This is a genomic window from Cryobacterium sp. PH31-AA6 (assembly GCF_030063195.1).
In the GTDB taxonomy this organism is placed as follows: Bacteria; Actinomycetota; Actinomycetes; order Actinomycetales; family Microbacteriaceae; genus Cryobacterium.
In genome coordinates, this window is sequence record NZ_JASISS010000012.1 from 69199 (window position 1) to 92851 (window position 23653).

At 69.6% G+C, this 23653-nt stretch carries 21 protein-coding genes; 17 read left to right on the forward strand and 4 right to left on the reverse strand.

Annotated features, from left to right (window positions below):
- The first annotated feature begins 38 nt into the window (after window positions 1-38).
- From QMG61_RS10260 to QMG61_RS10285, 6 genes are all read left to right on the forward strand, one after another.
- On the forward strand, window positions 39-2516 hold the full coding sequence (locus tag QMG61_RS10260) for an ATP-dependent helicase (RefSeq protein WP_283494228.1): 2478 nt from the start codon (window positions 39-41) through the stop codon (window positions 2514-2516).
- The gene (locus QMG61_RS10265; protein WP_283494229.1) at window positions 2516-3565 is read left to right on the forward strand and encodes an FUSC family protein; all 1050 of its coding nucleotides are present in this window, start codon (window positions 2516-2518) and stop codon (window positions 3563-3565) included. Before QMG61_RS10260 ends, QMG61_RS10265 begins: the two co-directional genes overlap by 1 nt.
- Before the next feature lie 87 nt (window positions 3566-3652).
- A complete protein-coding gene (locus QMG61_RS10270) occupies window positions 3653-5068 on the forward strand; it encodes a ferredoxin reductase family protein (RefSeq protein WP_283494230.1) in 1416 nt (471 codons plus the stop codon).
- Complete coding sequence (locus QMG61_RS10275; protein WP_283494231.1) at window positions 5065-5583, forward strand: FMN-binding protein; 519 nt, start codon at window positions 5065-5067, stop codon at window positions 5581-5583. Before QMG61_RS10270 ends, QMG61_RS10275 begins: the two co-directional genes overlap by 4 nt.
- The gene (locus tag QMG61_RS10280; RefSeq protein WP_283494232.1) at window positions 5567-6400 is read left to right on the forward strand and encodes an FAD:protein FMN transferase; all 834 of its coding nucleotides are present in this window, start codon (window positions 5567-5569) and stop codon (window positions 6398-6400) included. The genes QMG61_RS10275 and QMG61_RS10280 overlap by 17 nt, the downstream gene beginning before the upstream one ends.
- A 135-nt stretch (window positions 6401-6535) precedes the next feature.
- On the forward strand, window positions 6536-6823 hold the full coding sequence (locus QMG61_RS10285) for a hypothetical protein (RefSeq protein ID WP_283494233.1): 288 nt from the start codon (window positions 6536-6538) through the stop codon (window positions 6821-6823).
- A gap of 26 nt (window positions 6824-6849) precedes the next feature.
- On the opposite strand, the gene QMG61_RS10290 is transcribed toward QMG61_RS10285, so the two are convergent.
- Window positions 6850-7365: a MarR family winged helix-turn-helix transcriptional regulator gene (locus tag QMG61_RS10290; protein ID WP_283494234.1), complete on the reverse strand. Its 516-nt coding sequence runs from the start codon at window positions 7363-7365 to the stop codon at window positions 6850-6852.
- Window positions 7366-7509: 144 nt separating this feature from the next.
- On the opposite strand from QMG61_RS10290, the gene QMG61_RS10295 reads away from it, so the two are divergent.
- Window positions 7510-8151: an NADPH-dependent F420 reductase gene (locus QMG61_RS10295; RefSeq protein ID WP_283494235.1), complete on the forward strand. Its 642-nt coding sequence runs from the start codon at window positions 7510-7512 to the stop codon at window positions 8149-8151.
- 159 nt (window positions 8152-8310) lie between these two features.
- Here the strand turns inward: QMG61_RS10295 and QMG61_RS10300 are convergent, their stop codons facing one another.
- Together QMG61_RS10300 and QMG61_RS10305 are read right to left on the reverse strand one after the other, a co-directional pair.
- Window positions 8311-8703: a DUF3054 domain-containing protein gene (locus QMG61_RS10300; protein ID WP_283494236.1), complete on the reverse strand. Its 393-nt coding sequence runs from the start codon at window positions 8701-8703 to the stop codon at window positions 8311-8313.
- A 58-nt stretch (window positions 8704-8761) separates the two neighbouring features.
- Complete coding sequence (locus QMG61_RS10305) at window positions 8762-9472, reverse strand: VIT1/CCC1 transporter family protein (RefSeq protein ID WP_283494237.1); 711 nt, start codon at window positions 9470-9472, stop codon at window positions 8762-8764.
- Window positions 9473-9728: 256 nt separating this feature from the next.
- Here QMG61_RS10305 and sucC point away from each other — a divergent pair, with 256 nt between their 5' ends.
- From sucC to QMG61_RS10355, 10 genes are all read left to right on the forward strand, one after another.
- The gene (gene sucC / locus QMG61_RS10310; protein ID WP_283494238.1) at window positions 9729-10898 is read left to right on the forward strand and encodes an ADP-forming succinate--CoA ligase subunit beta; all 1170 of its coding nucleotides are present in this window, start codon (window positions 9729-9731) and stop codon (window positions 10896-10898) included.
- Window positions 10899-10933: 35 nt separating this feature from the next.
- Window positions 10934-11821 (forward strand): succinate--CoA ligase subunit alpha, encoded by an 888-nt coding sequence (sucD, locus tag QMG61_RS10315; RefSeq protein WP_283494239.1) that lies wholly within the window; start codon window positions 10934-10936, stop codon window positions 11819-11821.
- 387 nt (window positions 11822-12208) lie between these two features.
- The gene (locus tag QMG61_RS10320; protein ID WP_283494240.1) at window positions 12209-13438 is read left to right on the forward strand and encodes a cell division protein PerM; all 1230 of its coding nucleotides are present in this window, start codon (window positions 12209-12211) and stop codon (window positions 13436-13438) included.
- Between the two features lie 9 nt (window positions 13439-13447).
- On the forward strand, window positions 13448-14041 hold the full coding sequence (purN, locus tag QMG61_RS10325; RefSeq protein WP_283494241.1) for a phosphoribosylglycinamide formyltransferase: 594 nt from the start codon (window positions 13448-13450) through the stop codon (window positions 14039-14041).
- Window positions 14038-15714 carry a bifunctional phosphoribosylaminoimidazolecarboxamide formyltransferase/IMP cyclohydrolase gene (gene purH / locus QMG61_RS10330; protein WP_283494242.1) on the forward strand — a complete coding sequence of 559 codons (1677 nt, stop codon included), beginning with the start codon at window positions 14038-14040 and terminating at the stop codon, window positions 15712-15714. The genes purN and purH overlap by 4 nt, the downstream gene beginning before the upstream one ends.
- A gap of 111 nt (window positions 15715-15825) precedes the next feature.
- Window positions 15826-17022 carry a mechanosensitive ion channel family protein gene (locus QMG61_RS10335; protein WP_283494243.1) on the forward strand — a complete coding sequence of 399 codons (1197 nt, stop codon included), beginning with the start codon at window positions 15826-15828 and terminating at the stop codon, window positions 17020-17022.
- A gap of 123 nt (window positions 17023-17145) precedes the next feature.
- On the forward strand, window positions 17146-18228 hold the full coding sequence (locus QMG61_RS10340) for a Glu/Leu/Phe/Val dehydrogenase dimerization domain-containing protein (RefSeq protein ID WP_283494244.1): 1083 nt from the start codon (window positions 17146-17148) through the stop codon (window positions 18226-18228).
- Window positions 18229-18339: 111 nt separating this feature from the next.
- Complete coding sequence (gene ddaH / locus QMG61_RS10345) at window positions 18340-19128, forward strand: dimethylargininase (protein ID WP_283494245.1); 789 nt, start codon at window positions 18340-18342, stop codon at window positions 19126-19128.
- 553 nt (window positions 19129-19681) lie between these two features.
- Window positions 19682-21403, forward strand: coding sequence for an ABC transporter ATP-binding protein (locus QMG61_RS10350; protein WP_283494254.1), 1722 nt, complete (start codon window positions 19682-19684; stop codon window positions 21401-21403).
- The gene (locus QMG61_RS10355; RefSeq protein WP_283494246.1) at window positions 21400-23205 is read left to right on the forward strand and encodes an ABC transporter ATP-binding protein; all 1806 of its coding nucleotides are present in this window, start codon (window positions 21400-21402) and stop codon (window positions 23203-23205) included. Before QMG61_RS10350 ends, QMG61_RS10355 begins: the two co-directional genes overlap by 4 nt.
- 165 nt (window positions 23206-23370) lie before the next feature.
- Here the strand turns inward: QMG61_RS10355 and QMG61_RS10360 are convergent.
- On the reverse strand, window positions 23371-23653 hold a 283-nt coding region (locus QMG61_RS10360), incomplete at its 5' end, for a cytoplasmic protein (RefSeq protein WP_283494247.1).

Sequence of the window (23653 nt, forward strand, 5' to 3'; positions counted from 1 at the left end):
CGTCGATGTCAGGTGCAACGCCTAGGATTGGCAGCGAGATGATGACGCTTTTCGACCCTGATCACACGCCCGCCCACCAGGCCACAGCAACGCAGGCTCCAGCAGGGGGGCCGATCATTGTCGACGGTGGAGGGCCCCGCGACGACGCCGGCTACCAGAGCCCGTTGCTCGAAGGGCTGAACCCACAGCAACGGGAGGCCGTCGAGTATCGCGGCCCGGCGCTGCTCATCATTGCCGGGGCCGGCTCCGGCAAGACCAGCGTGCTCACCAGGCGGATCGCGAGCCTGCTCGAGACACGCGAGGCCTGGCCGAGCCAGATTCTGGCGATCACGTTCACGAACAAGGCCGCCGCCGAGATGCGCGATCGGGTCAAGGCCATCCTCGGTCAGGGCGCGGACGGAATGTGGATCTCCACGTTCCACTCCTCCTGTGTGCGGATTCTGCGCCGCGAGGCGGAGAACGCCGGCCTCTCCGCCAGCTTCAGCATCTACGACTCCGCCGACACCAAGGTCACCCTCAAGCGCATCATCAAGTCGCTCGACGCGGACACCCTCGGTTTCACTCCCGGCAATGCGTCCGCGAAGATCTCCAAGCTCAAGAATGAGCTCGCCGACGTCGACTCCTATGCCCGCAACGCGAATATGAGCGATCCGCAGGAGGTCATGTTCGTCGAGATCTTCCGGCAGTACACCCAGCGCCTCCGCGCGGCGAACGCCCTGGACTTCGACGACCTGATCGGCGAGACGGTCTACCTCTTCCGGGCCTTCCCCAAGGTCGCCGCCCTGTACCGGCGCAGGTTCCGGCACATCCTGGTCGACGAATACCAGGACACCAACCACGCCCAGTACTCGCTCGTGCGAGAGCTCACCCGGCCCGTCGAATCCGACCTCGCCGACGAGATGGAAGACACCGGCGTGCACGTGCGCAACCTCCGCGACGCCGGCGGCGGCATCCCGGGCGCCTCCCTGACCGTGGTGGGTGACTCCGACCAGTCGATCTACGCCTTCCGCGGCGCCGACACCCGCAACATCACCGAGTTCGAGCGGGACTTCCCCGGCACCAGGGTGATCCTGCTCGAGCAGAACTACCGTTCCACCCAGAACATCCTCTCCGCCGCCAACGCGGTAATCGGCCACAACTTCGACCGCAAGGACAAGAAACTGTGGAGCGCCGGCGGAGACGGCGAAAAGATCGTCGGGTTCACGGCTTACTCCGGCCACGACGAGGCCCAGTTCGTGGCCGACGAGATCGAGGTGCTGCACGCGGCGGGCATGGCCTACCGCGACATGGCCGTGTTCTATCGCACCAACGCGCAGACCCGTGCGCTCGAGGAAATCCTCGTGCGCTCCGCCGTGCCCTACCGGGTGGTCGGCGGCACGAAGTTCTACGAGCGGGCCGAGATCAAGGATGCGCTGGCCTACCTGATCGCGGTCGCCAACCCCAACGATGAGCTCGCCCTGCGCCGCATCCTGAACACCCCGAAGCGGGGGATCGGGCCGGCCACGGAAACCGGGTTGGCCAGTTTCGCCGAGGCGAACCAGATCAGCTTCCGGCAGGCCATGCGCGACTGCGCGTCGCTCGGCCTGGGCCCGAAGGTGACCGGGGCGATCCTGAAGCTCGCCACCCTGCTCGACGAGGCGGCCCTGAAGATCGACCCGGCCAACCCGGCCGGGCAGGTGAACGTCTCCGAACTGCTGACCTTCCTGCTCGACGGCAGCGGCCTGCTCACCCTGCTCCGGAACAGCCGCGACCCACAAGACGAGGCGCGCGCCGAGAACATCGAGGAACTCGTCGCCCAGACCAAGGACTTCAACAAGGACAACCCCGACTCCGGGCTCGTCGATTTCCTCACCCAGGTGTCACTCGTCGCCGCGGCCGATGACCTCGATGACGCCTCCGGCACGGTCTCGCTGATGACCCTGCACACCGCCAAGGGACTCGAATACGAGGCCGTGTTCCTGACCGGGGTCGAGGAGGGGCTGCTGCCCCACCAGATGTCGGCCAACGAGCCCGGCGGACCGGCCGAAGAACGTCGGCTCTTCTACGTGGGGATCACCCGGGCCCGGCAGCGGCTCTACCTGTCCCTGGCGATGACCCGCGCGCAGTTCGGTGACATCAACGTGGCGATGCCCAGCCGCTACCTGCAGGAGATCCCGGTGGCCCTGATCGACTGGAAGCAGTCGCCCGGGATGGCGAATTCCCGCGGCGGAACCCAGCCGCGCGCGCTCAACGCCAGGCGGGACGGATTCGGCGGCGGATTCGCCAAGCGCGGCGAACCGCAGGCGCTGCCGCCCGCGCCCAAGCCGAAGACCGAGTGGACGAACCGGGTGTCACAGGTGCGCGACAACGGCGACCTCACCCTGGCGGCCGGGGACCGCATCCGTCACGTCGACTTCGGTGACGGCCGGGTCAACCAGGTCACCGGCGACGGCACCAAGCGGATCGCGCACGTGCAGTTCGACAGCATGGGCGCGAAGAAGCTCCTGATCAAGATCGCGCCGATCGAGAAGATCTAGTGGCCCGTTCCGGGGCGCCGGAAACCCTGCTCCAACGGGTGCGATCGTTGCGCGCCCTGGACGTCGAAGTGGCGTCCAGGGCCAGCGCCGCCGTCGCGATCCCGCTGGTCGTGCTGGCCCTGGTCGGGCACGTCGATTGGGCGGCATACGCGTCGTTCGGCGCGATGGCCTCACTGTATGGGCGCGGAGAACCGTACCGGTTGCGGGCCCGCACGACCGGCGTCGCGGCGGTCTGCCTGCTCGGCAGCATCGCGCTGGGTGTGCTGATGGCCGTCACCGGTGCGCCCCTGCCCGTGCTCGTGCTCGGGCTGGTCGGCGTGATCGTGGCCGGCATCCTGGCGGCGTCGACCTGGGGGCTGTTCCCCGGCACCCCCATCTTCTTCGTGTTCGCGTACGCGGTCTGCGCCCAGGTGCCCACCCCGCCGGGAGAGGCCACGGTCAGGCTGCTCGTCGCCGTCGGTGCGGCGGCATTCGCGTGGCTGCTGACCATGTCGGGCTGCGCGGTCCGGCGACTCGCCGGCGACCGTTCGAACGACCTGTTCAAGCCGCTGCCGCGCCGGCCGCGCCTGCACCCGGCCGCGTACCGGGACCCTCAGGTGTGGTCCACCATCGCGCAAAACGTGGTCGGCGCGCTGGCGGCCGGCGGCCTGGCGGTCGCGGCCGGGATCGGGCATCCGTACTGGGCCGTGGTCAGCGTGGTCGCGGTGCTGCCCCCGCCACGGGCCGCGCACTCCGTCTCCAGGGCGATTCACCGCATCCTCGGCACCGCCCTCGGTGTCGTCGTGGCCGGGCTGCTCCTCTGGCCCGGTCCCGGCGTGATCGTGCTGATCCTGGTCATCGCGGTGAGCCAATTCGGAGCCGAGATCCTGATCGGACGGCATTACGGCGCCGCACTGCTCTTCATCACCCCGCTGGCGCTGTCCGTGGTGCACCTGACCAGCCCGGTGTCCGTGCCCGCCCTGCTCCTCGACCGGGTCGTGGAGACGGCCCTCGGCGGGGGGATCGCCATCCTGATCGTGTTGCTCGCGCGGGCCCGCACGCGTTCCTGAGAGCTCCCGCAGCACGCATCGGAACCGCACAGGTTGTTCTCAGCCTGTCGATAGCGATTCAACTGTTTCGCCCGGAATGCTTCCAGCATGAGCCTCGCCACCCATCCCACCAAGCGCGCCCAGCGCCGCACGTCGGTGCCGCGCATCCACCCGAACTACCGTCGGAGGATGCGTCTGGCCGACGGCCTGCAGATCATCGCGGTGGTGTCGGTCGCCCTGGTGATCGCGATCTTCCTGGCCGACGGCGGGGCAGCCCGCTTCGGCACGCCGGCCGACGCCATCACCTCCCTCGGCGTGGTGACCGGGCTCGTCGGCACCGACCTGCTCTTGATGATGATGCTGCTCGCGGCGAGGCTCCCGTCGATCGACCGGGCCTTCGGCCACGACAGCGCGATGGCGCTGCACCAGTCGCTGGGCAAACCGGCGCTCTACCTCATCCTCGGGCACGGCGTGCTGCTCACCATCGGCTACTCGATGGTGCAGCCCGCCTCGGTGTTCGCCGAGGTGTGGATCATGCTCACCACCCTCCCCGACATGCCGCTCGCCTTCGTGGGCCTCGGCCTGCTCATCGCGGTCGTGGTGACCTCCCTGGTGGTGGTGCGACGTCGCTTCCGCTACGAGGCCTGGCACCTGGTGCACCTGCTCTCCTACCTGGCGGTGCTCGTGTCGATCCCGCACCAGCTGAGCGTCGGCTCCCTGTTCCGGGAGGGCTCGGTGCAGCGCTATTACTGGCTCGCCCTCTATGTCGGCGTCGCCGGATCGATCGTGCTCTTCCGGTTCATCGTTCCGATCGTGCGCTCCCTGCGCTCCCAGCTCGTGGTGAAGGGCGTCGACCCCGTTGCCCGCGGCGTCGTCTCGATCCGGTTGTCCGGCCGGGAACTGCGCCGCCTCAAGGCCCGCTCCGGACAATTCTTCATCTGGAGGTTCTGGACGCCGAAACTATGGTGGCAGGCGCATCCGTTCTCGCTCTCGGCCGCTCCGACCGGGAACGCGCTGCGGATCACCGTGCGCGGCCTCGGCGACGCGTCCGCCGCGCTGTCGGCGCTGCCCAAGGGCACCCGGGTCAGCTTCGAGGGGCCGTACGGACTCTTCACCGACTTCGCCCGCACCTCGCCCCGGATCGTGCTGGTCGCCGCCGGCATCGGCGTGGCCCCGATCCGGTCGCTGCTCGAAACGGCGACCTTCGCCCCCGGCCAGGCCACCGTCATCCTCCGCTCGAGCACGGCCGACGACACCTACCTCGTCGACGAACTCGCCCACCTCTGCCGGGTCAGGGGCGCCGAACTGCGCATCATCGCCGGGAAGCGTTCACCCGGTGCCAACAGCTGGCTGCCGGCGGACGCTGTGCGCGCCAGGATCACCCTCGGCACCCTGGTCCCGAAGCTCCGGGAGGCGGATGTCTACATCTGCGGTCCCCGGCGCTGGACGGACGAGGTCGTGCGTGACGCCCGGTCGGCCGGTCTGCCGACCCGGCAAATCCATTTTGAAAGGTTCGACTGGTGAGATTCCGCGCGCTATCCCTGGCCGCTCTGGCCTCCCTCTCCGTGGTCGGCATCGGCTGGCAGATGGGAGCCCAGCTCACGGCCTCCCAGCAGACGCTGTCGGCGGTGCCGGTGGCCCCCGCCGCGCACACCGGCACCGCCGCGACCGTGCCCAATCCGACCGCGCTGGGCCCGGCGGCCCCGGCCGCGACTGGTTCCCCTGCGGCGACCACGGCCCCGGCCGCTCCGGCCGGGGCGGCGAGCGGGACCTTCGACGGGTCGGTCGTGCAGACCCGGTTCGGGCCGGTGCAGGTGTCCGTGACGATCGCGAGCGGTTCGATCACGGAGGTCACGGCGCTCCAACTGACCAACGACGGCGGCCGCTCGGTCATGATCAGCAACCAGGCTGCGCCGATCCTCCGCAGCGAGGTGCTCACCGCCCAGTCGGCCCAGGTGCAAAACGTCAGCGGCGCCACCTACACGACCCACGGGTACCTCACCTCGCTGCAGGCGGCCCTCGATGCCGCGCAGTTCTAACCGGCCGGGCGGTGTCGCCCAGAACGTGAACCCGGCCGGGCCTCCGAACGGCGACGGCGGATCGGGGGCGATCACGCTGCGGTCCATGGGGACGGTGCTGAGCATCCGCTTCGGCGGACCGGTCGCGCCCGAGCTCGGCGCGCAGGCCCGCGAGGCGGTGGGCAGCGTCTTCGCTTCGTGGGATACCCGGTTCAGTCTCTACCGGGACGACTCCGAACTCAGCCGCATCAACCGCGGAGAGCTTCGCCTCACGCAGGCGAGCCCCATACTGCGAGACTGCTACGCCGCAGCCCTCGACTGGCGCGACCGCACCGACGGGGTGTTCACCCCGCACCGGGCGGATGGCGTGCTCGACCTGTCCGGCGTGGTCAAGGCCCTGGCCATCGACGAGGCCGGGGGAGCGCTGCGGGGCCTCGGCCTCGTGAACTGGTCGCTCAACGCGGGTGGGGACATTCTGGTCGCCGGGGACCAGGCGCCGGGCCTCGACTGGGTTGCCGGCCTCGTCGACCCGGATGACCGGGGACGCACCCTCGCGGCGGTGCCCCTGGCCTTGCCGCTGCGGGCCGTCGCCACCTCGGGCAGCGCCGAACGCGGCGACCACATTTGGACCGCCGTCGGCGACGGAGCGTCGCCGTACCGGCAGGTGTCCGTCTTCGCCCGCGACATCGTGACCGCCGACGTGCTGGCCACGACCATCGTTGCCGGCGGCGAGGCCGCGCTGGCCCGGAGCACAGAGACCTGGCCGATCGAGGTGCTCGCGGTGCTCAGGGACAGCTCGCTCCTGGCCACCGCCGGGCTACGGGCCGACCGGGACTGACCTCGGTCCGAGGTCGGCCGGAGTGGCGCGGGCCTGGTTCGGCGGGTGTCGGCGGACCCTTGTCGAGGGTGGGCGAGGGGCGTACCGTGGCTCGCGCAGGGGCATCCTGCCCTTGCCTGGCGGGGAGGAACGATCATGACGATGGACCCGGATGGGCTCTGGCCGCGTCGGGCGGACGCGGCGAACGACGGCCTCGATGAGGATCGCGACGTTGACGACATCACCCTGACGCTCGAAGACGATCTACCGATCGACTCCAACGCCTGGACCGTCGACGCCGATGACCGCTCCGTCGATTTCGACGACAGCGACGACCGTGACACCGATCGGGTCTCCGAACTCGACGATGACGACACGGATCTGGACACGGACCTGGGCACGGACCTGGGCGTCGACGTGGACGAGGACTCAGAGCAGAGCTGACGAACGCCCGAACTGACGAATGGCCGCTAGGAGTGGGTCGCCACGGAACCGGCGTCCGGGTCGGCGGCCAGCGCGAGCAATTCGTGCTCGGGGTCCAGTGTGGCGAGCAGCCGGCCACAGATCTCGCTCAGCTGGGCGACCTGCCTGGTGCTGATCGGATCGAAGACCAGCGCGCGAACCTCTTCGGCGTGGCCGGGCGCGCTGGCGACGACCTTGGCCCAGCCCGCATCCGTCAGCGTGGCGAGTGAGGCGCGCCGGTCGCTCGAGGAGGTGCTCCTGCCGAGGAAGCCCTGCCCCTCCAGCCGCCCGAGCACGTGAGACAGACGGGAGAGCGAGGCGTTGGTCTGCGCCGCCAACTGGGTGAGGGCCATCGACCTGCCGGGGCTTTCCGAGATCATCGCGAGCACGTAGTACTCGAAATGGCTGAGCCCGGCGTCTCGTTTGAGCTGGGATTCCAGGCGCGTCGGCAGCAGCATGGTCACGGCCATCAGCCGGAGCCAGGCCTCGCGTTCGTCCGGGGAGAGCCAGCGTGGTTCTGTCATGAATCGATCCTAGTGGGTCAATAACTTGACGATTCAACTAAACCGACCTAGTCTTTAGTTGTAGCTTCAAGTAGTTGTCGGCCGGAATCGGCCACAGGCGACCGGCCGGGCGACATTCGCGCTTCACCTCCAGGAAGAGATCTCATGACTGACATCACCATCATCGGCAGCGGCAACATGGCTCGCGGAATCGGAACCCGGGCGGTGGCCGCCGGTCGCAGCCTGCAGATTCTCAGCCCCAACGAGGCCAAGGCGGCGGCGCTCGCCGCCGAACTCGGAGGGAACGTCACCTCCGGCCCGGGCGATGCCCTGCCCGCCGGCGACATCGTCCTGCTGGCCGTTCCCTACGGCGGCGCTCGGGAGATCGTCACGCGCCTCGGCACGGCACTCGCGGGCAAGACCGTGATCGACCTCACCAACCCGATCGACTTCACCACCTTCGACTCGCTCACGGTTGCGCCCGGCACCTCGGCGGCCGAGGAGCTCGCCGCCCTCGCCGCCCCCGGAGTGAACATCGTGAAGGCATTCAACACGACCTTCGCCGGCCCGCTCGCGGCCGGCTCTGTCTCGGGCGAGCCCCTTGACGTGTTCATCGCGTCGGACTCCGACGAGGCCGCCGCCGCCGTCGCATCCTTCGCCGCGGATGCCGGCCTGAACCCGGTCGTAGCCGGCCCGCTGCGCCGTGCGCGCGAGCTCGAGGGCTTCCAGCTGCTGATCATGACCCTGCAGGTCGACCCGGCCCTGGACACCTTCAACTGGAACACCTCGCTCAAGGTGCTCGTCTAGCGGCCGCTCGGGCGGGTCGGCCAGGCCGCGCCGGTTTCGGCAGCCCGCGCCCGCGCCCGCGGAGGCGGGCTGCCGAAACGGGCGCGGCGGTGACGGGTTGCGGTGGTGACGGGCGCGGCGCGCGGCGGTGACGGGCGCGGCGCGCGGGCGCGTGGCGCGTCAGGCGGCGGGGGAGGCGCGGCGGCGCATCCGGATCGCCAGGAGCGCGATCGCACGCCAGCCGAGCAGGAACACGCCGAGCACGATCGTGGCGACGATGATGAAGCTCAGCTGCACGCCCTGCCCGCTCGCGATCCGCAACAGCATCCCGCCGGCCACCGTGAACAGCCAGACGCCGACTCCGGTCCAGACGATCCGCCGTGGGCTCCGCCAGGCGCGCAGCACGAGCCAGCCGATCGCGAGCCCGCCGAGGAACGGCCACCAGGTGGTGAGTATTCCGAGCAGACCCTCGCCGTGGCTGGCCCGCCCGACCAGCGCGAAGACGAGCACGAGGGCCGCATCGACGACCGCCGCAACGATGACGGATGCCGGAACTGCTCGCTGTGCTCTCATGCCGTCAGCCTACGGGCCGTTGCCGCGCCAGCGCCTCGAGCTCGAGGGGCCGGCGCCGCTAGATCGAGGTGCCGATCAGGGCGCCGATCGCCCAGGTGACGCCGAGGGCGAGCAGTCCGCCGATCACGACCCGGGAAATGGCGCGGGCCTTGGGGCTGCCGCCGAGGTAGGCGCTGAGCCAGCCGGTGATGACGAGGGCGACCGCGACCGCGAGGAAGGTGGCCGGCAGGCGCCACGCGGGCGGCGGCAGCAGCACCGCGAGCAGCGGCAGGATGGCGCCCACCGTGAACGCGAGCGCGGACGCGAACGCCGCGTGCCAGGGATTGGACAGCTCCTCGGTGCCGATGTGCAGTTCCACCTCGAGGTGCGCGCCGAGCGCGTCGTGTTCGGTCAGCTCGAGTGCCACCTGCCGCGCGGTATCGGAACTGAGGCCCTTCGCCTGGTAGAGGCCGGCCAGTTCGGCCAGTTCCTGCTCCGGCATGTGAAGGAGCTCCCAGCGTTCCTTCGTGATCAGGGCGCGCTCGGTATCGCGCTGGCTGCTCACCGACACGTACTCGCCCAGGGCCATCGAGATGGCGCCGGCGAGGAGGCTGGCGACGCCGGCGACCAGGATGGCGGAGGCATTCGGGGTTGCCGCCGCAACACCCACAACGAGGGCGGCGACCGAGACGATGCCGTCGTTTGCCCCGAGCACGCCGGCGCGAAGCCAGTTGAGGCGCGAGGCATGTCCGGCGGAGTGGGGATCGATGCCGTGTTCCGGTTCAGTCATGACTGCATCCAAGCATTCGCAGGTCTCCGTCGCCACCAAGGTGTGGCTTCCCTCCCTCCGTCTCCGACCAGGGCCGGTCGCGTGAGATTCGCGAGAACGGAACGCCGCTTCGGCCAGAGTTCGCGATGCCGATGTGGGACGCTAGAGTTTGAACTGGCCAGTATGTCTTGATGTCGAGCTACATTCGGCGCTGCACACTGTGCCCACACCCCCTCGGACCGAGCAGGAACGCCAAGACGCGGATTGGAAGAGCAGCGTGGATCTTTACGAATACCAGGCCAGAGACCTGTTTGAGCAGTATGGAGTTCCGGTCCTTCCGGGCATCATCGCGGACACCCCCGAAGAAGTGCGTGCGGCCGCTGAGAAGCTCGGCGGCGTCGTCGTCGTCAAGGCCCAGGTCAAGGTCGGCGGGCGCGGCAAGGCCGGCGGAGTCAAGGTCGCCAAGACCCCCGACGACGCTGAGGCCGCCGGCCGGGCCATCCTCGGCCTCGATATCAAGGGCCACACCGTCAACCGGGTCATGGTTGCCGGCGGCGCGCGAATCAAGCAGGAGTTCTACTTCTCCGTGCTGCTCGACCGGGCCAACCGCTCCTACCTCTCGCTCGCGAGCTATGAGGGTGGCGTGGAGATCGAGGTTCTCGCTGTCGAGAAGCCCGAGGCTCTCGCCTATGTTGCGATCGACCCGCTCGCCGGGATCGATCTGGCCATGGCCACCGAGATCGCTATCGCGGCCAAGTTCCCGGCCGAACTCGTCGACAAGGTTGCGCCCGTCTTCGTACAGCTCTACAACGTGTTCACGGGCGAGGACGCGACCCTGGTCGAGGTCAACCCGCTCGTGCTGACCGAAGAGGGCGACATCATCGCGCTCGACGGCAAGGTCACGATCGACGAGAACGCCGGATTCCGCCACCCCAAGCACGCTCTCCTCGAGGATGCCGCCGCCGCGGACCCGCTCGAGGCGAAGGCCAAGGAAAACGACCTCAACTACGTCAAGCTCGACGGTGAGGTCGGCATCATCGGCAACGGTGCGGGGCTCGTCATGAGCACCCTCGACGTCGTCGCCTACGCCGGCGAGAACCACGGCGGCGTCAAGCCGGCCAACTTCCTCGACATCGGGGGCGGAGCATCCGCCGAGGTCATGGCCGCGGGCCTTGACGTCATCCTCGGTGACCCGCAGGTCAAGAGTGTGTTCGTCAACGTCTTCGGCGGCATCACCGCCTGCGACGCCGTCGCCAAGGGAATCGTCGGCGCGCTCGCCGAGCTCGGCAGCTCCGCGAACAAGCCGCTCGTCGTTCGCCTCGACGGCAACAACGTCGAAGAGGGCCGCCGCATCCTGGCCGAGGCCAACCACCCGCTCGTCACCCTGGCCGCGACGATGGATGAGGGCGCCGCCAAGGCCGCCGAACTCGCCCACGCAGCCCGCTGATCGAGCCCGTCGAGATCAAGGATTAAGGGAAAAACATGTCAATCTTCCTCAACAAGGACTCCAAGGTCATCGTCCAGGGAATCACCGGCGGTGAGGGCACCAAGCACACCGCCCTCATGCTCAAGGCCGGCACCCAGGTCGTCGGCGGAGTGAACGCCCGCAAGGCCGGCACCACCGTGCTTCACGGCGACGTCGAGCTTCCCGTCTTCGGCACGGTCGCCGAAGCCATGGAAAAGACCGGCGCGGATGTCTCCATCGCGTTCGTCCCGCCGGCCTTCACCAAGAACGCCGTGATCGAAGCCATCGACGCGGGGATTCCGCTGCTCGTCATCATCACCGAGGGCGTCCCCGTGCAGGACTCGGCCGATTTCTGGGCCTACGCCAAGGCCAAGGGCAACAAGACCCGGATCATCGGGCCGAACTGCCCCGGCATCATCACGCCCGGTGAAGCGCTCGTCGGCATCACGCCCGCGAACATCACCGGCAAGGGCCCGGTCGGCCTCGTCTCCAAGTCGGGCACCCTGACCTACCAGATGATGTATGAACTGCGCGACCTCGGCTTCTCCACCGCGATCGGCATCGGCGGTGACCCCATCATCGGGACCACCCACATCGACGCCCTCGAGGCGTTCGAAGCGGACCCGGAGACCCTCGCCATCGTCATGATCGGTGAAATCGGTGGCGACGCCGAGGAGAAGGCCGCCGAGTACATCAAGGCGCACGTCACTAAGCCCGTCGTCGGCTATGTCGCAGGCTTCACCGCTCCGGAGGGCAAGACCATGGGCCACGCCGGCGCCATCGTCTCCAACGGGGCCGGAACCGCGCAGGGCAAGAAGGAGGCCCTCGAGGCCGCCGGGGTCAAGGTCGGCAAGACGCCGAGCGAGACCGCCACCCTGCTGCGCGAGGTTCTCGCCGCACTGTAGGAACCGCGCGCGGAGGAAGGGCTCGCCGGTCACCGGCGGGCCCTTTCACTTGGCGGCGAGCTACCCGGTGACGCGAAGGCCGGAACGGGCCATACTGGTCGCCATGGAGACCATTCTCAGCCTCGGCCTGGTCGGATTCGTCATCGTCGGTGTGATCCTCGGACTCGTCGCGCTCGTCGCCATGATCCGGGCGCCGTACCGCAAATAACCCGTGCCGCCCCACGATGACGACGGAGTTGTCCGCGCCTTCGGAGCGCAACCGGTCTGGAAGGCCTCTCGGCGGGGGACCCCCGGTCGCTGCCCGCCGCCGACAGAATCCGTCCCGAATTCGGCGGGCGCGGCGAGGGTGAAACGCGGTGGCCCCGGGGCCAAGTAGGCTCGGCCCGGATGAACCGCTTAACGACCGCCCTGCTCGCCGCTCTCGAGGCGCTCATTGTCGTCGCCATCGGGGTGGGAATCGCCCTCGTTCCGCTGACCGTGCTCTGGGCAACCCAGTTCGGCCTCGCCATCGACTGGGTCACATTCTGGCGGGCCGCCGTCGACGTCTGGCTGCTCGGAAACGGCGTCGACCTCACGGTGCAACTCGACCCTGCCGTCGTGACCGCGCTCGGACTGCCCGGCGCAGAGGCGGCGTTCCCGCTCACCATCGCCCTGCTCGGCTACGCCGTGCTGGCCCTGCTGCTCGGTCGGCGCACGGGTGCCAGGGCCGCGGAGACTCCGTACCGGTGGGTCGGTGCCCTGTCCGCGATCGGCTGCTACGGCCTGCTCGCCACTCTGCTCGGCCTGACCGCGGGCACGGATGCCGTTCGGCCGGCACTCCCGCAGGCCATCCTGCTCCCCACCGCGGTGTACGCGGCCGGTGTCCTCTCCGGCGCGCTCCGCGCCCAGCCCGGCGGTGCCCTCGGCCGGCGCTACCTCGCCCTGCCCACCGTGGCGCGCGGCATCATCGCCGCGGCCGTGCGCGGCGGAACCGCGGCCGCCGCCGGCATCGTCGGGGTCGCCGCCGTACTGCTCGCGGTGCTCATCCTCACCAACTACGCCACCATCATCGGCCTGTACGAAACAGTGCAGTCGGGACTGACCGGCGGCATCGTGCTCACCCTGGTCGAGCTCGCCCTCATCCCGAACCTCGTCATCTGGGCGGCCGCCTGGCTCGTCGGCCCCGGCATCGCCGTCGGCGTCGGGACCAGCGTGTCCCCGGTCGGCACGGCGCTGGGTTCAATTCCCGGGCTGCCCCTGTTCGGTGTGCTCCCGCACGGCACGCCCGCGGTCGGGTTTCTCGGCCTGCTGGTGCCCGTGCTGCTCGGCTTCCTTGCCGCGGTCGCCACCCGGCAACGGCAGTCCCGCACCGACACGGCCCCGCGGACGATTCCGCACCGGCTGATCACCGGGGTGGCGACCGGCGTCGTCGCGGGCATTCTGCTCGGCCTCCTCTCCTGGTGGTCGGGCGGGGCGATCGGCCCCGGACGGCTGGCTGAGGTCGGGCCGAATCCCCTCATTGTCGGGCTGCTCGTCACGGTCGAAGTGGGCATCGCCGCCTGCGCCGGGCTGATGGCACCGCAGCCGTTTCAGCGGGGCCGCGTCACAGCGAAGAACGAATCGGCCGCCAAACGGTAGGCTCTTCCCGTGCTGTCATTGGTCGTGTTGATCTCAGGCGGGGGATCCAACCTTCGCTCCCTGCTCGAGGCGTGCCGGGATGCCGAGTATCCGGCGAGGGTCGTCGCCATCGGCGCCGACCGCGACGCTGACGGTCTCGAACTCGGCGAAGAGTTCGGGATTCCCACCTTCACCGTGCCGTACTCCTCCCACGCCAGCCGGGAGGTCTGGGGCGACGAGCTCCTGGCCCAGGTTCGGCAGTGGACGCCCGACCTGGTCGTGCTGAGTGGGTTCATGCGCCTGCTCCCGCCGCGGGTGGTGGCCGCGCTGTCGCCGCAACTGCTCAACACGCATCCGGCCTACCTGCCCGAGTTCCCCGGCGCCCACGGAGTGCGCGATGCGCTCGCCGCCGGCGTCACGGAGACCGGCGCCAGTCTCATCGTCGTCGACACCGGGGTCGACGACGGACCGATCATCGCGCAGGAGAGGGTGCCGGTGCTACCCGGCGACACCGAAGCATCCCTGCACGAACGAATCAAGACCGTCGAGCGGCGCCTGCTGGTGCAGGCCGTGCTCGACATCGCCAACGGACACGTCGACCTCAAGGAGCACTCCCAGATATGAGCGGGCACACCAACGACCAGAGCCGGTACCGCGAGCGGGACATCGTGCCGGTGAAGCGCGCGCTGATTTCGGTCAGCGACAAGACCGGTCTACAGGACCTGGCCGGGGCCCTCGCGGCCGCGGGGGTCGAGATGGTGTCGACCGGTTCGACCGCCGCGACCATCCGCGCCGCCGGCCACGAGGTGACGGATGTCTCCTCCGTCACCGGCTTTCCCGAATCCCTCGACGGCCGGGTGAAGACCCTCCACCCGGGCGTGCACGCCGGCATCCTCGCCGACCTGCGCCTCGAATCGCACGAGGCCCAGCTCGACGAGCTCGGTATCGCGGCCTTCCAGCTCGTCGTCGTGAACCTGTACCCGTTCGTCGAGACCGTCGAGTCCGGCGCCTCCGTGGCCGAGGTCATCGAACAGATCGACATCGGCGGTCCTGCCCTCGTCCGCGCCTCGGCGAAGAACCACGCGAACGTGGCGATCGTGGTCGACCCCGACAACTACGACGAGATCATCGCGGCGGTCGCCGGCGGCGGAACCGCGCTGCGCCTGCGCCAGAAGCTCGCCTCGCTCGCCTTCGAGCACACGGCCGGCTACGACCTCAGCGTCTCCGCCTGGTTCACCGAGAACGTCTACGACCAGTGGCAGGACGACGTCGACGCGCTCGACGAGGAGATCCTCGAACAGTTCGACGCCGTCATCGCCACCAGCTTCGAGGCCGAGGCGTCGTTCCCCGACACCCTGGCCATCCAGGCCACCCGCAAGGACGTGCTCCGCTACGGGGAGAACTCGCACCAGGCGGCGGCGCTCTACGTCGGCGACGGCGGCCAGGGCATCGCGCAGGCCGTGCAACTGCACGGCAAAGAGATGTCCTACAACAACTACGTCGACGCTGACGCCGCCGTGCGCGCCGCCTTCGACTTCACCGAGCCGGCCGTCGCCATCATCAAGCACGCCAACCCGTGCGGCATCGCGGTCGCCAACCCGAAGGCGCCCGACGCAATCGCGTCCGCCCACCTCCGGGCGCATGAGTGCGACCCGGTCTCGGCCTTCGGCGGGGTCATCGCCGCGAACCGGGTCGTGACCCTGGGCATGGCGGAGACCGTCAGCCAGATCTTCACCGAGGTGCTCGTCGCCCCCGGCTTCGAGCCGGACGCGTTCGCGCTGCTCAGCGCCAAGAAGAACATCCGCCTGCTCGAGCTCCCCGCCGACTACCACCGTTCCTCCCTCGAGCTGCGCCAGATCTCCGGCGGACTGCTCGTTCAGGAGACCGACACCTTCGATGACTTCGACTCGTCCGCCTGGACCCTGGCCGCCGGCGAGGAGGTCGACGAGGCCACCCGCGCCGACCTCGAGTTCGCGTGGAAGGCCTGCCGGGCGGTGAAGTCGAACGGGATCCTGCTCGCGCACGGCGGAGCATCCGTCGGCGTCGGCATGGGCCAGGTCAACCGGGTCGACTCCTGCCACCTCGCGGTGCAGCGGGCGGGCGACCGCGCGACCGGCTCCGTTGCGGCGTCGGACGCGTTCTTCCCCTTCGCCGACGGCCTGCAGGTGCTGCTCGACGCCGGCGTCACCGCGGTCGTCCAGCCCGGCGGTTCGGTGCGCGACGAGGAGGTCGTTGCGGCGGCCGTCGCGGCCGGCGTCAGCATGTACTTCACCGGGGAGCGCCACTTCTTCCACTGATCCGGTCTATGCGCACCGACGCGGGGTCGGTGCGCCGCCCGGCCCCGGAGATTCTGGCACGATTGACTGGTCCGCGATGCCACCAGACGCGTCGCGGAGGGAAGGGCAGCCGTGTCAGACCTTGAGGGATTCATCCAGCAGGATTACCTGATCGCGCTCGCGGTCGCCGTCGTCGCTGCGGTGGCGATCACGGCGATCACCGCGCTCGTGTTCCGAACGGTCGGCCGGAAGACGGCATGGGCCCGCACCTTGGTGAGACTGGTCAGGGTACCGTTCCGCCTGACCCTGATGATGGGCGCCATCTGGTTGGCGAACACGCTGTTCCTGCAGAGCACGTCACAGGTCGGGGGTCTGGTCGACTTCATCTTCCGGGCCCTGTTCATCGTCGCATCGTCCTGGCTCGTCAGCGCACTGCTCTACTTCTTTGAGGAGATCTCCGCCGCCCGCTACCGCGTGGACGTGCGCGACAACCGGGTTGCCCGCCGGGTGCGCACCCAGCTGCGGATGCTGCGCCGCATCGGAGTCGTCGTGGTCGTGATCTGCGCGATCGGGGCCGTGCTGCTCAGCATCCCCGGTGCGGCGACGCTCGGTGCCAGTCTGTTCGCCTCCGCCGGCCTGCTCAGCCTCGTCGCCGGTCTGGCCGCGCAGTCCACCCTCGCGAACGTGTTCGCCGGCGTTCAACTGGCCTTCAACAACGCCCTGCGCGTCGACGACGTTGTCATCGTGGAGAACGAGTGGGGGAAGATCGAGGAGATCACTCTCACCTACGTGGTCGTGCACATCTGGGACGACCGGCGAATGGTGTTGCCGTCGACCTACTTCACGACGAATCCGTTCCAGAACTGGACCAGGCACAACAGTGAGCTCCTCGGCGCGGTCGAATTCGACCTGGACTGGCGCGTCGATCCGGTCGGGATGCGCGAGGAGCTGAGTCGGATCGTCGCGCAGACCGAACTCTGGGACGAACGCGTCGTCGTGCTCCAGGTCACGGATGCCGTCGGCGGTTTCGTGCGAGTGCGGGTGCTGGTCTCCGCCGCAGACGCGCCGACCCTGTTCGACCTGCGTTGCCTGGTGCGGGAGAACCTGATCGCCTGGCTCATCACCCACAATCCCGACGCGCTGCCGGTGGGCCGGATGGAGCTGCGGCGGGAGCCGCGGACCGGTCCCTCGACGGCAACCGGGCCGAAACCGGGCCACCCCGTGACCGCGCCGATCGGGCTCTTCTCCGGCGACGAGAACGCCAAGGCCCGCGCCGCCGAGTTCACCTCGGCCGTGCCGATTCAGAACGGCCAAGCGGACGAGCGCTGACGCTCCGGGACAACGCCGAGAACGGGGTGCGGCGGCCCCGCGCCGCGGCTAGTCTGGGTCAGTCGTCGCGCCACAACCGCGACTCCACTCACCGGCCCACAAGGCCAGCAAGGAGAACTTCCCATGACCCTCACGCAACCATCACCGTCGCTGGATGCGCTCCTCGGAATCCCGTTCACCCACGAACGCGTGCTGATCACCACCGGCGTCCGTTCCGGTCTCGTCATCACCATCGCCATTCACTCGACCAGGCTCGGCCAGGCCCTGGGCGGCGCCCGGATGTGGCAGTACGAGAACTGGACCGACGCCGTCGCCGACGCCCTCCGCCTCTCCGCGGCGATGACGCTGAAGAACGCGGCCGCGGGGCTGAACCTCGGCGGGGGGAAATCCGTCATCCACCTGCCGCTCGGGACCGTGCTCACCGAGGCGGAGAAGCACGACGCCATGCGTGACCTCGGCGACGCGATCGAAAGCCTGGACGGCGCGTACATGACGGCGGAGGACGTCGGCACGAACGCCGAGCTGATGGCCGTCGTCCAGGAACGCACCGACCACGTCTGCGGCCTTCCCGAGTCGAGCGGCGGCGTCGGCGAGCCCGCCGAGGCGACCGCGGCGGGAGTCCACGCCGGCGTCGTCGCCACCCTCGAGGCGCTCTTCGGCAGCCGTGAGGTCCACGGCCGACACATCGTCATCTCCGGCCTCGGCCAGGTCGGAGGGCGTCTGGCCACCGCACTGGCCGCAGCCGGCGCCCGACTCACCGTGAGCGACGTCAACCTCGCCCGGCGAGACCTGGCCGATTCGCTCGGCGCCGCCTGGGTGTCCGTCGACGACGTTCACCTCGTGCCGGCCGACCTGTTCGTGCCGTGCGGGCTCGGCGGGGTGCTGACCGCGCGCGTGATCGGCGAGCTCACTGTGCTCGGCGTGGTCGGCGCGGCCAACAACCAGCTCGCCCAGCCGGAGGGTGCGGCGCAGCTCGACGCGCGCGGGATCCTCTGGGCGCCCGACTTCGTCGTCAACTCCGGCGGCGTGATCTACCTGGCGCTCGCCTCTGAGCCCGGCGCCGACCCGGCCGTCGTCGCGACGCGCGTCGACTCGATCGGCGACACCATCGCGACCATCTTCACGGATGCCCGCGAGCAGGGAATCACGACCCTCGCAGCCGCCGAACACCTGGCTGCCGCTCGGTTGGACGCCGCCCGCCGCTGACGCTGTGCGCCCCCGCGCGGGTGCTGCGCCCCCGCGCGGGTGGCACAACACCCGCGCAACGGCGCACGTCCGGCGCGGGCGGCGGGAGCGTGCCGGCCATACACTGGCGGGATGGAATCCGTCGTCGTGCCCCAGACCCTCCCGCGCCGAGCCCTCGTGCGCCGTCCGGCGCGCAATCTCGCCGACGGGCTCCTGACCCACATCGAGCGTGTCGCGGTCGACCCGGCGCTGGCGCAGGAGCAGTGGCACGGGTACGTCGCGGCCCTCGCGGCCGAGGGGTGGGAAACCATCGAGGTCGAGCCGGCCCCTGAGCTGCCGGACTCCGTCTTCATCGAGGACGCCGTGATCATGTTCGGCGACCTCGCCGTCGTCGCGAGTCCGGGCGCCGACGCTCGGCGCGGAGAGACGGCGGGGGCCGAGGCCGCCGTGACCCGGCTCGGCATCCCCGTTCGGCACCTCGCACTGCCCGGCACCCTCGACGGCGGCGACGTGCTCAAGGTGGGCCGCACGGTGTACGTCGGGAGGAGCCTCCGCACCAACGACGCGGGCATCGACCAGCTGCGCAGCATCCTCGCCCCCCGCGGCTACACGGTCGTCGCCGTGCCGATCAGCCGCGCCCTGCACCTGAAGACGGCGGTCACGGCGCTGCCGGACGGCACCGTGATCGGGTTCCCCCCGCTCGTCGACGACCCGTCGGTGTTCCTGAACTTCCTGCCCGTTCCGGAGGCGCACGGCACCGCGGTCGTCGTGCTCGACGACCGCACCGTGCTGATGTCCTCCGCCGCCCCGCGCTCGGCCGCACTCTTCGCCGAACGCGGCTACCGGGTGGTCGCCGTCGACATCTCCGAGTTCGAAAAACTGGAGGGCTGCGTGACCTGCCTCAGCGTGCGCGTGCGCTGACTTTTTGCCCCTTGCGTCCGGAGAATTTCGGTCGTAGTCTAAAAGGCTGCCTGATCAGGGGGGCACAGCACCGCACACCACGCGCTCAGGAGGCCGACATGACAAAGACAGCACAGCGAAAGCTCGCAACGACTGCGAACCTCGGCGCTGCCTCTGGCGCTCGCCTCCGCTCTTCCAGCGCCGCCTAACCGGCCAGGATCCGCGGGCGACAGCGCCGGAGCGGCACGGCAGGCGAGGCCCAGGCACGGCTCAGGCCCGCCCACGCCCCGCACCACGCTCGCACCGGACCCCGCACGCTCTGCACGTAACGGATGCCCGGCATCCACCATCGCCGACGGACACGATCGTCACCGGCGCCCACAGGCGCCCCGCCACGCCTCACGCCGTATGCCTCACACTGACACTTCAGGACTCACACGTGACCACGCTCACCGACCAGGACCATCCGTTCGACGCCGCAGGGGGCACCCCGCCCAGCCGGAAGAGCACCTTCCGAACCCTGCTCCGTCTCTACCCGTACTCCAAGGCGGCACTGCCGCGCCTCAGTCTCGGCATGCTCGCCGCGCTCCTCGCGGCGCTGGTCGCCCTGGCCATTCCCCAGGTGCTGCAGCGCCTCGTCGACGGAGCGCTATCCCGGCAGGACTCCTCGCAAATCTGGCCGGCCGTGATCATCATCCTCGGCCTCGGCGTGCTCGAGGCGGTGCTCATCGCGCTCCGGCGCTGGTTCGTGCTCGGACCGGGCACGCACATCGAGGCCAGGATGCGCAACGCCCTGTACGCCAGGTTGCAGGACCTTCCGGTCTCCTTCCACGACAAGTGGCCGAGCGGCCAGCTGCTCTCCCGCGCCGTGAGCGATCTCAACCAGATCCGGCGCTGGATCTCGTTCGGGCTCGTGCTTCTCGTGGTCAACCTGGTCACGATCGTGATCGGCGCCATCATCCTGGTCTCGATGAGCTGGGTCCTCGGCATCATCTTCCTGGTCAGCTCCGTGCCGCTGTGGATCGTCGGCTACCTCTTCGAGGAGAAATACTCGATCGTGGCGCGCCGCAGCCAGGACCAGGCCGGGGATCTGGCGACGGCCGTCGAGGAGTCGGTGCACGGCATCCGCGTGCTCAAGGCCTTTGGGCGCGGCTCGTTCGCCCTGAAGAACTTCTCCGCGCAGGCCGAAAGCCTGCGTGGCACCGAAATCGAGAAGGCCCGCGCGATCGCCGGCATCTGGCTCTGGCTGCTGCTCGTGCCCGACGTCGCCTTCGCGCTCTGCCTCGTCGCCGGCGTCTGGTTGGCCGGCCAGGACCAGCTCACCGTGGGGGGCCTCGTCGCGTTCTTCGCCACGGCGACCGTTCTTCGCTGGCCGATCGAATCGATCGGTTTCCTGCTGTCGATGACCTTCGACACGCGCACCGCCACCGACCGGTTCTTCGATGTGCTCGACGCCCCGAACACGATCACCGACCCGCAAAACCCGATGACCATTGACCGCCCGCGTGGACGGCTGGCGTTCGAGGACGTGCACTTTCGCTACCCCGACTCTCCCGCCCGCTTCCCCGATCTGCTCGACGGCATCGACCTGGTGCTCGAACCGGGGGAGACGATGGCCCTGGTCGGTCTGACCGGGTCGGGCAAGTCGACGCTCACGGCGCTCACCACCCGCCTCTACGACGTCACGGCGGGTGCGGTGACCTTGGACGGCGTTGACGTGCGGGCTCTCGGGCGTGAGGAACTGCGCCGACACCTCGCGATGGCGTTCGAAGACGCGACTCTGTTCTCGGCATCCGTGCGCGACAACGTGCTGCTCGGCCGCCCCGAGTGGGCCGAACCATCCGGTGACGCGGATGCTGCGCTCGAGGAGGCGCTGCAGGTCGCCCAGGCGGGCTTCGTCCACGACCTCCCCCAGGGCGTGGACACCCTCGTCGGCGAGGAGGGAATGTCCCTCTCCGGCGGCCAGCGGCAACGGCTCGCCCTCGCCCGCGCCGTCGCCGCCAAACCGGCGGTGCTCGTGCTTGACGACCCGTTGTCGGCGCTCGACGTGGACACCGAGGCGCTCGTCGAGGCCGCGTTGCGCGACGTGCTCGCCTCGACCACTGCGCTGGTCGTGGCCCACCGGCCGTCCACGGTCATGCTGGCCGATCGGGTGGCGCTGCTGCAGAACGGTCGGATCACCGCGGTCGGGCGACACTCCGACCTGCTCCACGGGAACGAGCACTACAAGTTCGTCATTTCCAGCCTGGAAGACGAAGAACGACGCGAATCCGCACGGAAGGAGGTGACGCTGTGAGCGTCACCGGAGTAGAAGGAGAGGAACGCAGCAACTTCAGCGCCGCGGAAAGCAAACAGATCCGCGCCAGGTCGCTGCGCCTGCTCGGGTCGCTGCTCGCGCCCGTGCGCTGGCCGGTGATCGCGGCGATGCTCGTCGTCGTGCTCTCAACCGCCGCGCAGGTGGCCGGTCCGGCGCTGATCGCCTACGGCATCGACCGGGGGCTGCCGGCGCTGCTGAACCAGGACTGGTTCCCGCTCGCCGCCACCGGGGTCGTCTACCTGTTCGCGGGCGTGATCGGTGCCGGCCTGATCGCCTGGTACACGCTGATGTCGGCCCGGATCAGCCAGGGCGTGCTGATCGACCTGCGCAAGCGGGTCTTCCTGCACACCCAGCGGTTGAGTCTGGAATTCCACGAGTCGTACACCTCCGGGCGGATCATCTCCCGGCAGACGAGCGACCTCGACGCCATCCGCGAGCTGCTCGACTCCGGCATCAACCAGCTCGTGCAGGGTCTGCTCTACATGACGTTCACCGCGATCGCCCTGTTCGCGCTCGACGGCCTGAGCGGGCTGGTCCTCTTCGGTGCCCTGGTGCCGCTGCTCATCCTCACCCGGTGGTTCCAGGTGCGGTCGCAGACACTGTTCCGGCAGTCTCGCACCGCGTCGGCGAGCCTGATCGTGCAGTTCGTGGAGACGATGACGGGAATCCGCGCGGTCAAGGCGTTCCGGGCCGAGAAGCGCAACGAGAAGGTCTTCGGCACCCTCGTCGAGGACTACCGGAAGGTGAACGGCCGGGTCATCCAGCTGTTCGGCATCTTCGATCCCGGCCTCGTTTTGATCGGAAACGTCGCGGTCGCCGTGGTGCTGCTGGTCGGCGGGTTCCGGGTCGCGGAGGGACAGCTCGCCATCGGCGCACTGCTCGCGGCGCTGCTCTACACCCGGCGGTTCTTCGACCCGATGGAGGACATGGCGATGTTCTACAACTCGTACCAGTCGGCCGCCGCCGCACTGGAGAAGATCTCCGGCGTGCTCGAGGAACACCCCGGCGTACCGGACCCGGTCGCTCCGGTCGACCTGTGGACAGCGCACGGCCTGGTGGATTTCGACGGGGTGAGCTTCGGGTACCAGAGCGACCGGGTCATCCTGCCCCGATTCGACCTGTCGATCCCGGCCGGGCAGACCATCGCCCTGGTCGGGTCGACGGGTGCGGGCAAATCGACCCTGGCCAAGCTGATGGCCCGGTTCTACGACCCGTCCGACGGCCGGGTCTCCCTCGACGGGGTCGACCTGCGCGACCTGCACCCGAAGGACCTGCGGCGCGCGATCGTCATGGTCACCCAGGAGGCGTACCTGTTCAGCGGGTCCGTCGCGGAGAACATCGCGATCGGCAGACCGGATGCCACGCCCGCGGAGATCGTCGCGGCGGCGCGGGCGGTCGGCGCGCACGACTTCATCGAGGGGCTGCCCGGCGGTTACGACACCGACGTGAACAAGCGCGGCGGTCGGGTCTCGGCGGGGCAGCGGCAGCTGATCTCGTTCGCGCGGGCATTCCTCGCCGACCCGGCCGTGCTCATCCTCGACGAGGCGACGTCGAGCCTGGACATCCCGAGCGAACGGCTTGTGCAGCAGGCCCTGCAGACGCTGCTGGCCGACCGCACCGCCGTGATCATCGCGCACCGGCTGTCGACGGTGGCGATCGCCGACCGGGTGCTCGTGATGGAGCACGGCCGGGTCGTCGAGGACGGCACCCCGGCCGACCTCATCGCGGGCACGGGCCGCTTCGCCCAGGTGCACGCGGCCTGGCGGGAGTCGCTCGTTTAGTCGCTGCGCCCCGCCCCGCCCCGAACTCGGGGCCCGCGGTACGGAAGCGGGCGCGCCGCTGAACGCGGGCCCGCTTCCGCAACGTGCGCCGCGAGGGTGCAGCGACGGTGCGGCGACGGCGCGGGTGCGGCGCGGGTGCGGCGACGGCGCGGGTGCGGCGTGCGGCTACTCGGGGGCGACGGGTCCGAGCGGCATCGCCCCGGCATCCGTTGGCGGCGTCGGCGCGGGTTCCTTCAGCTCGAAGAAGATCGTGTGGGTCTGCGTGCTGCCCGTGTTCTCACCGGAGTGCTCCTGCGCCGCCAGCCAGCGGGCCTCGCCGGCCGGCAGGACAACGTCGAGTTCCCGGCCGTTCGCCGACAGTCGCCGGCTGAACGAGCTCAGCGTGAACATCACGCTGTCGGGATGCGCATGGGGGGTGGTCTTGTCGCCGGGGGAGTCCAGATACTGC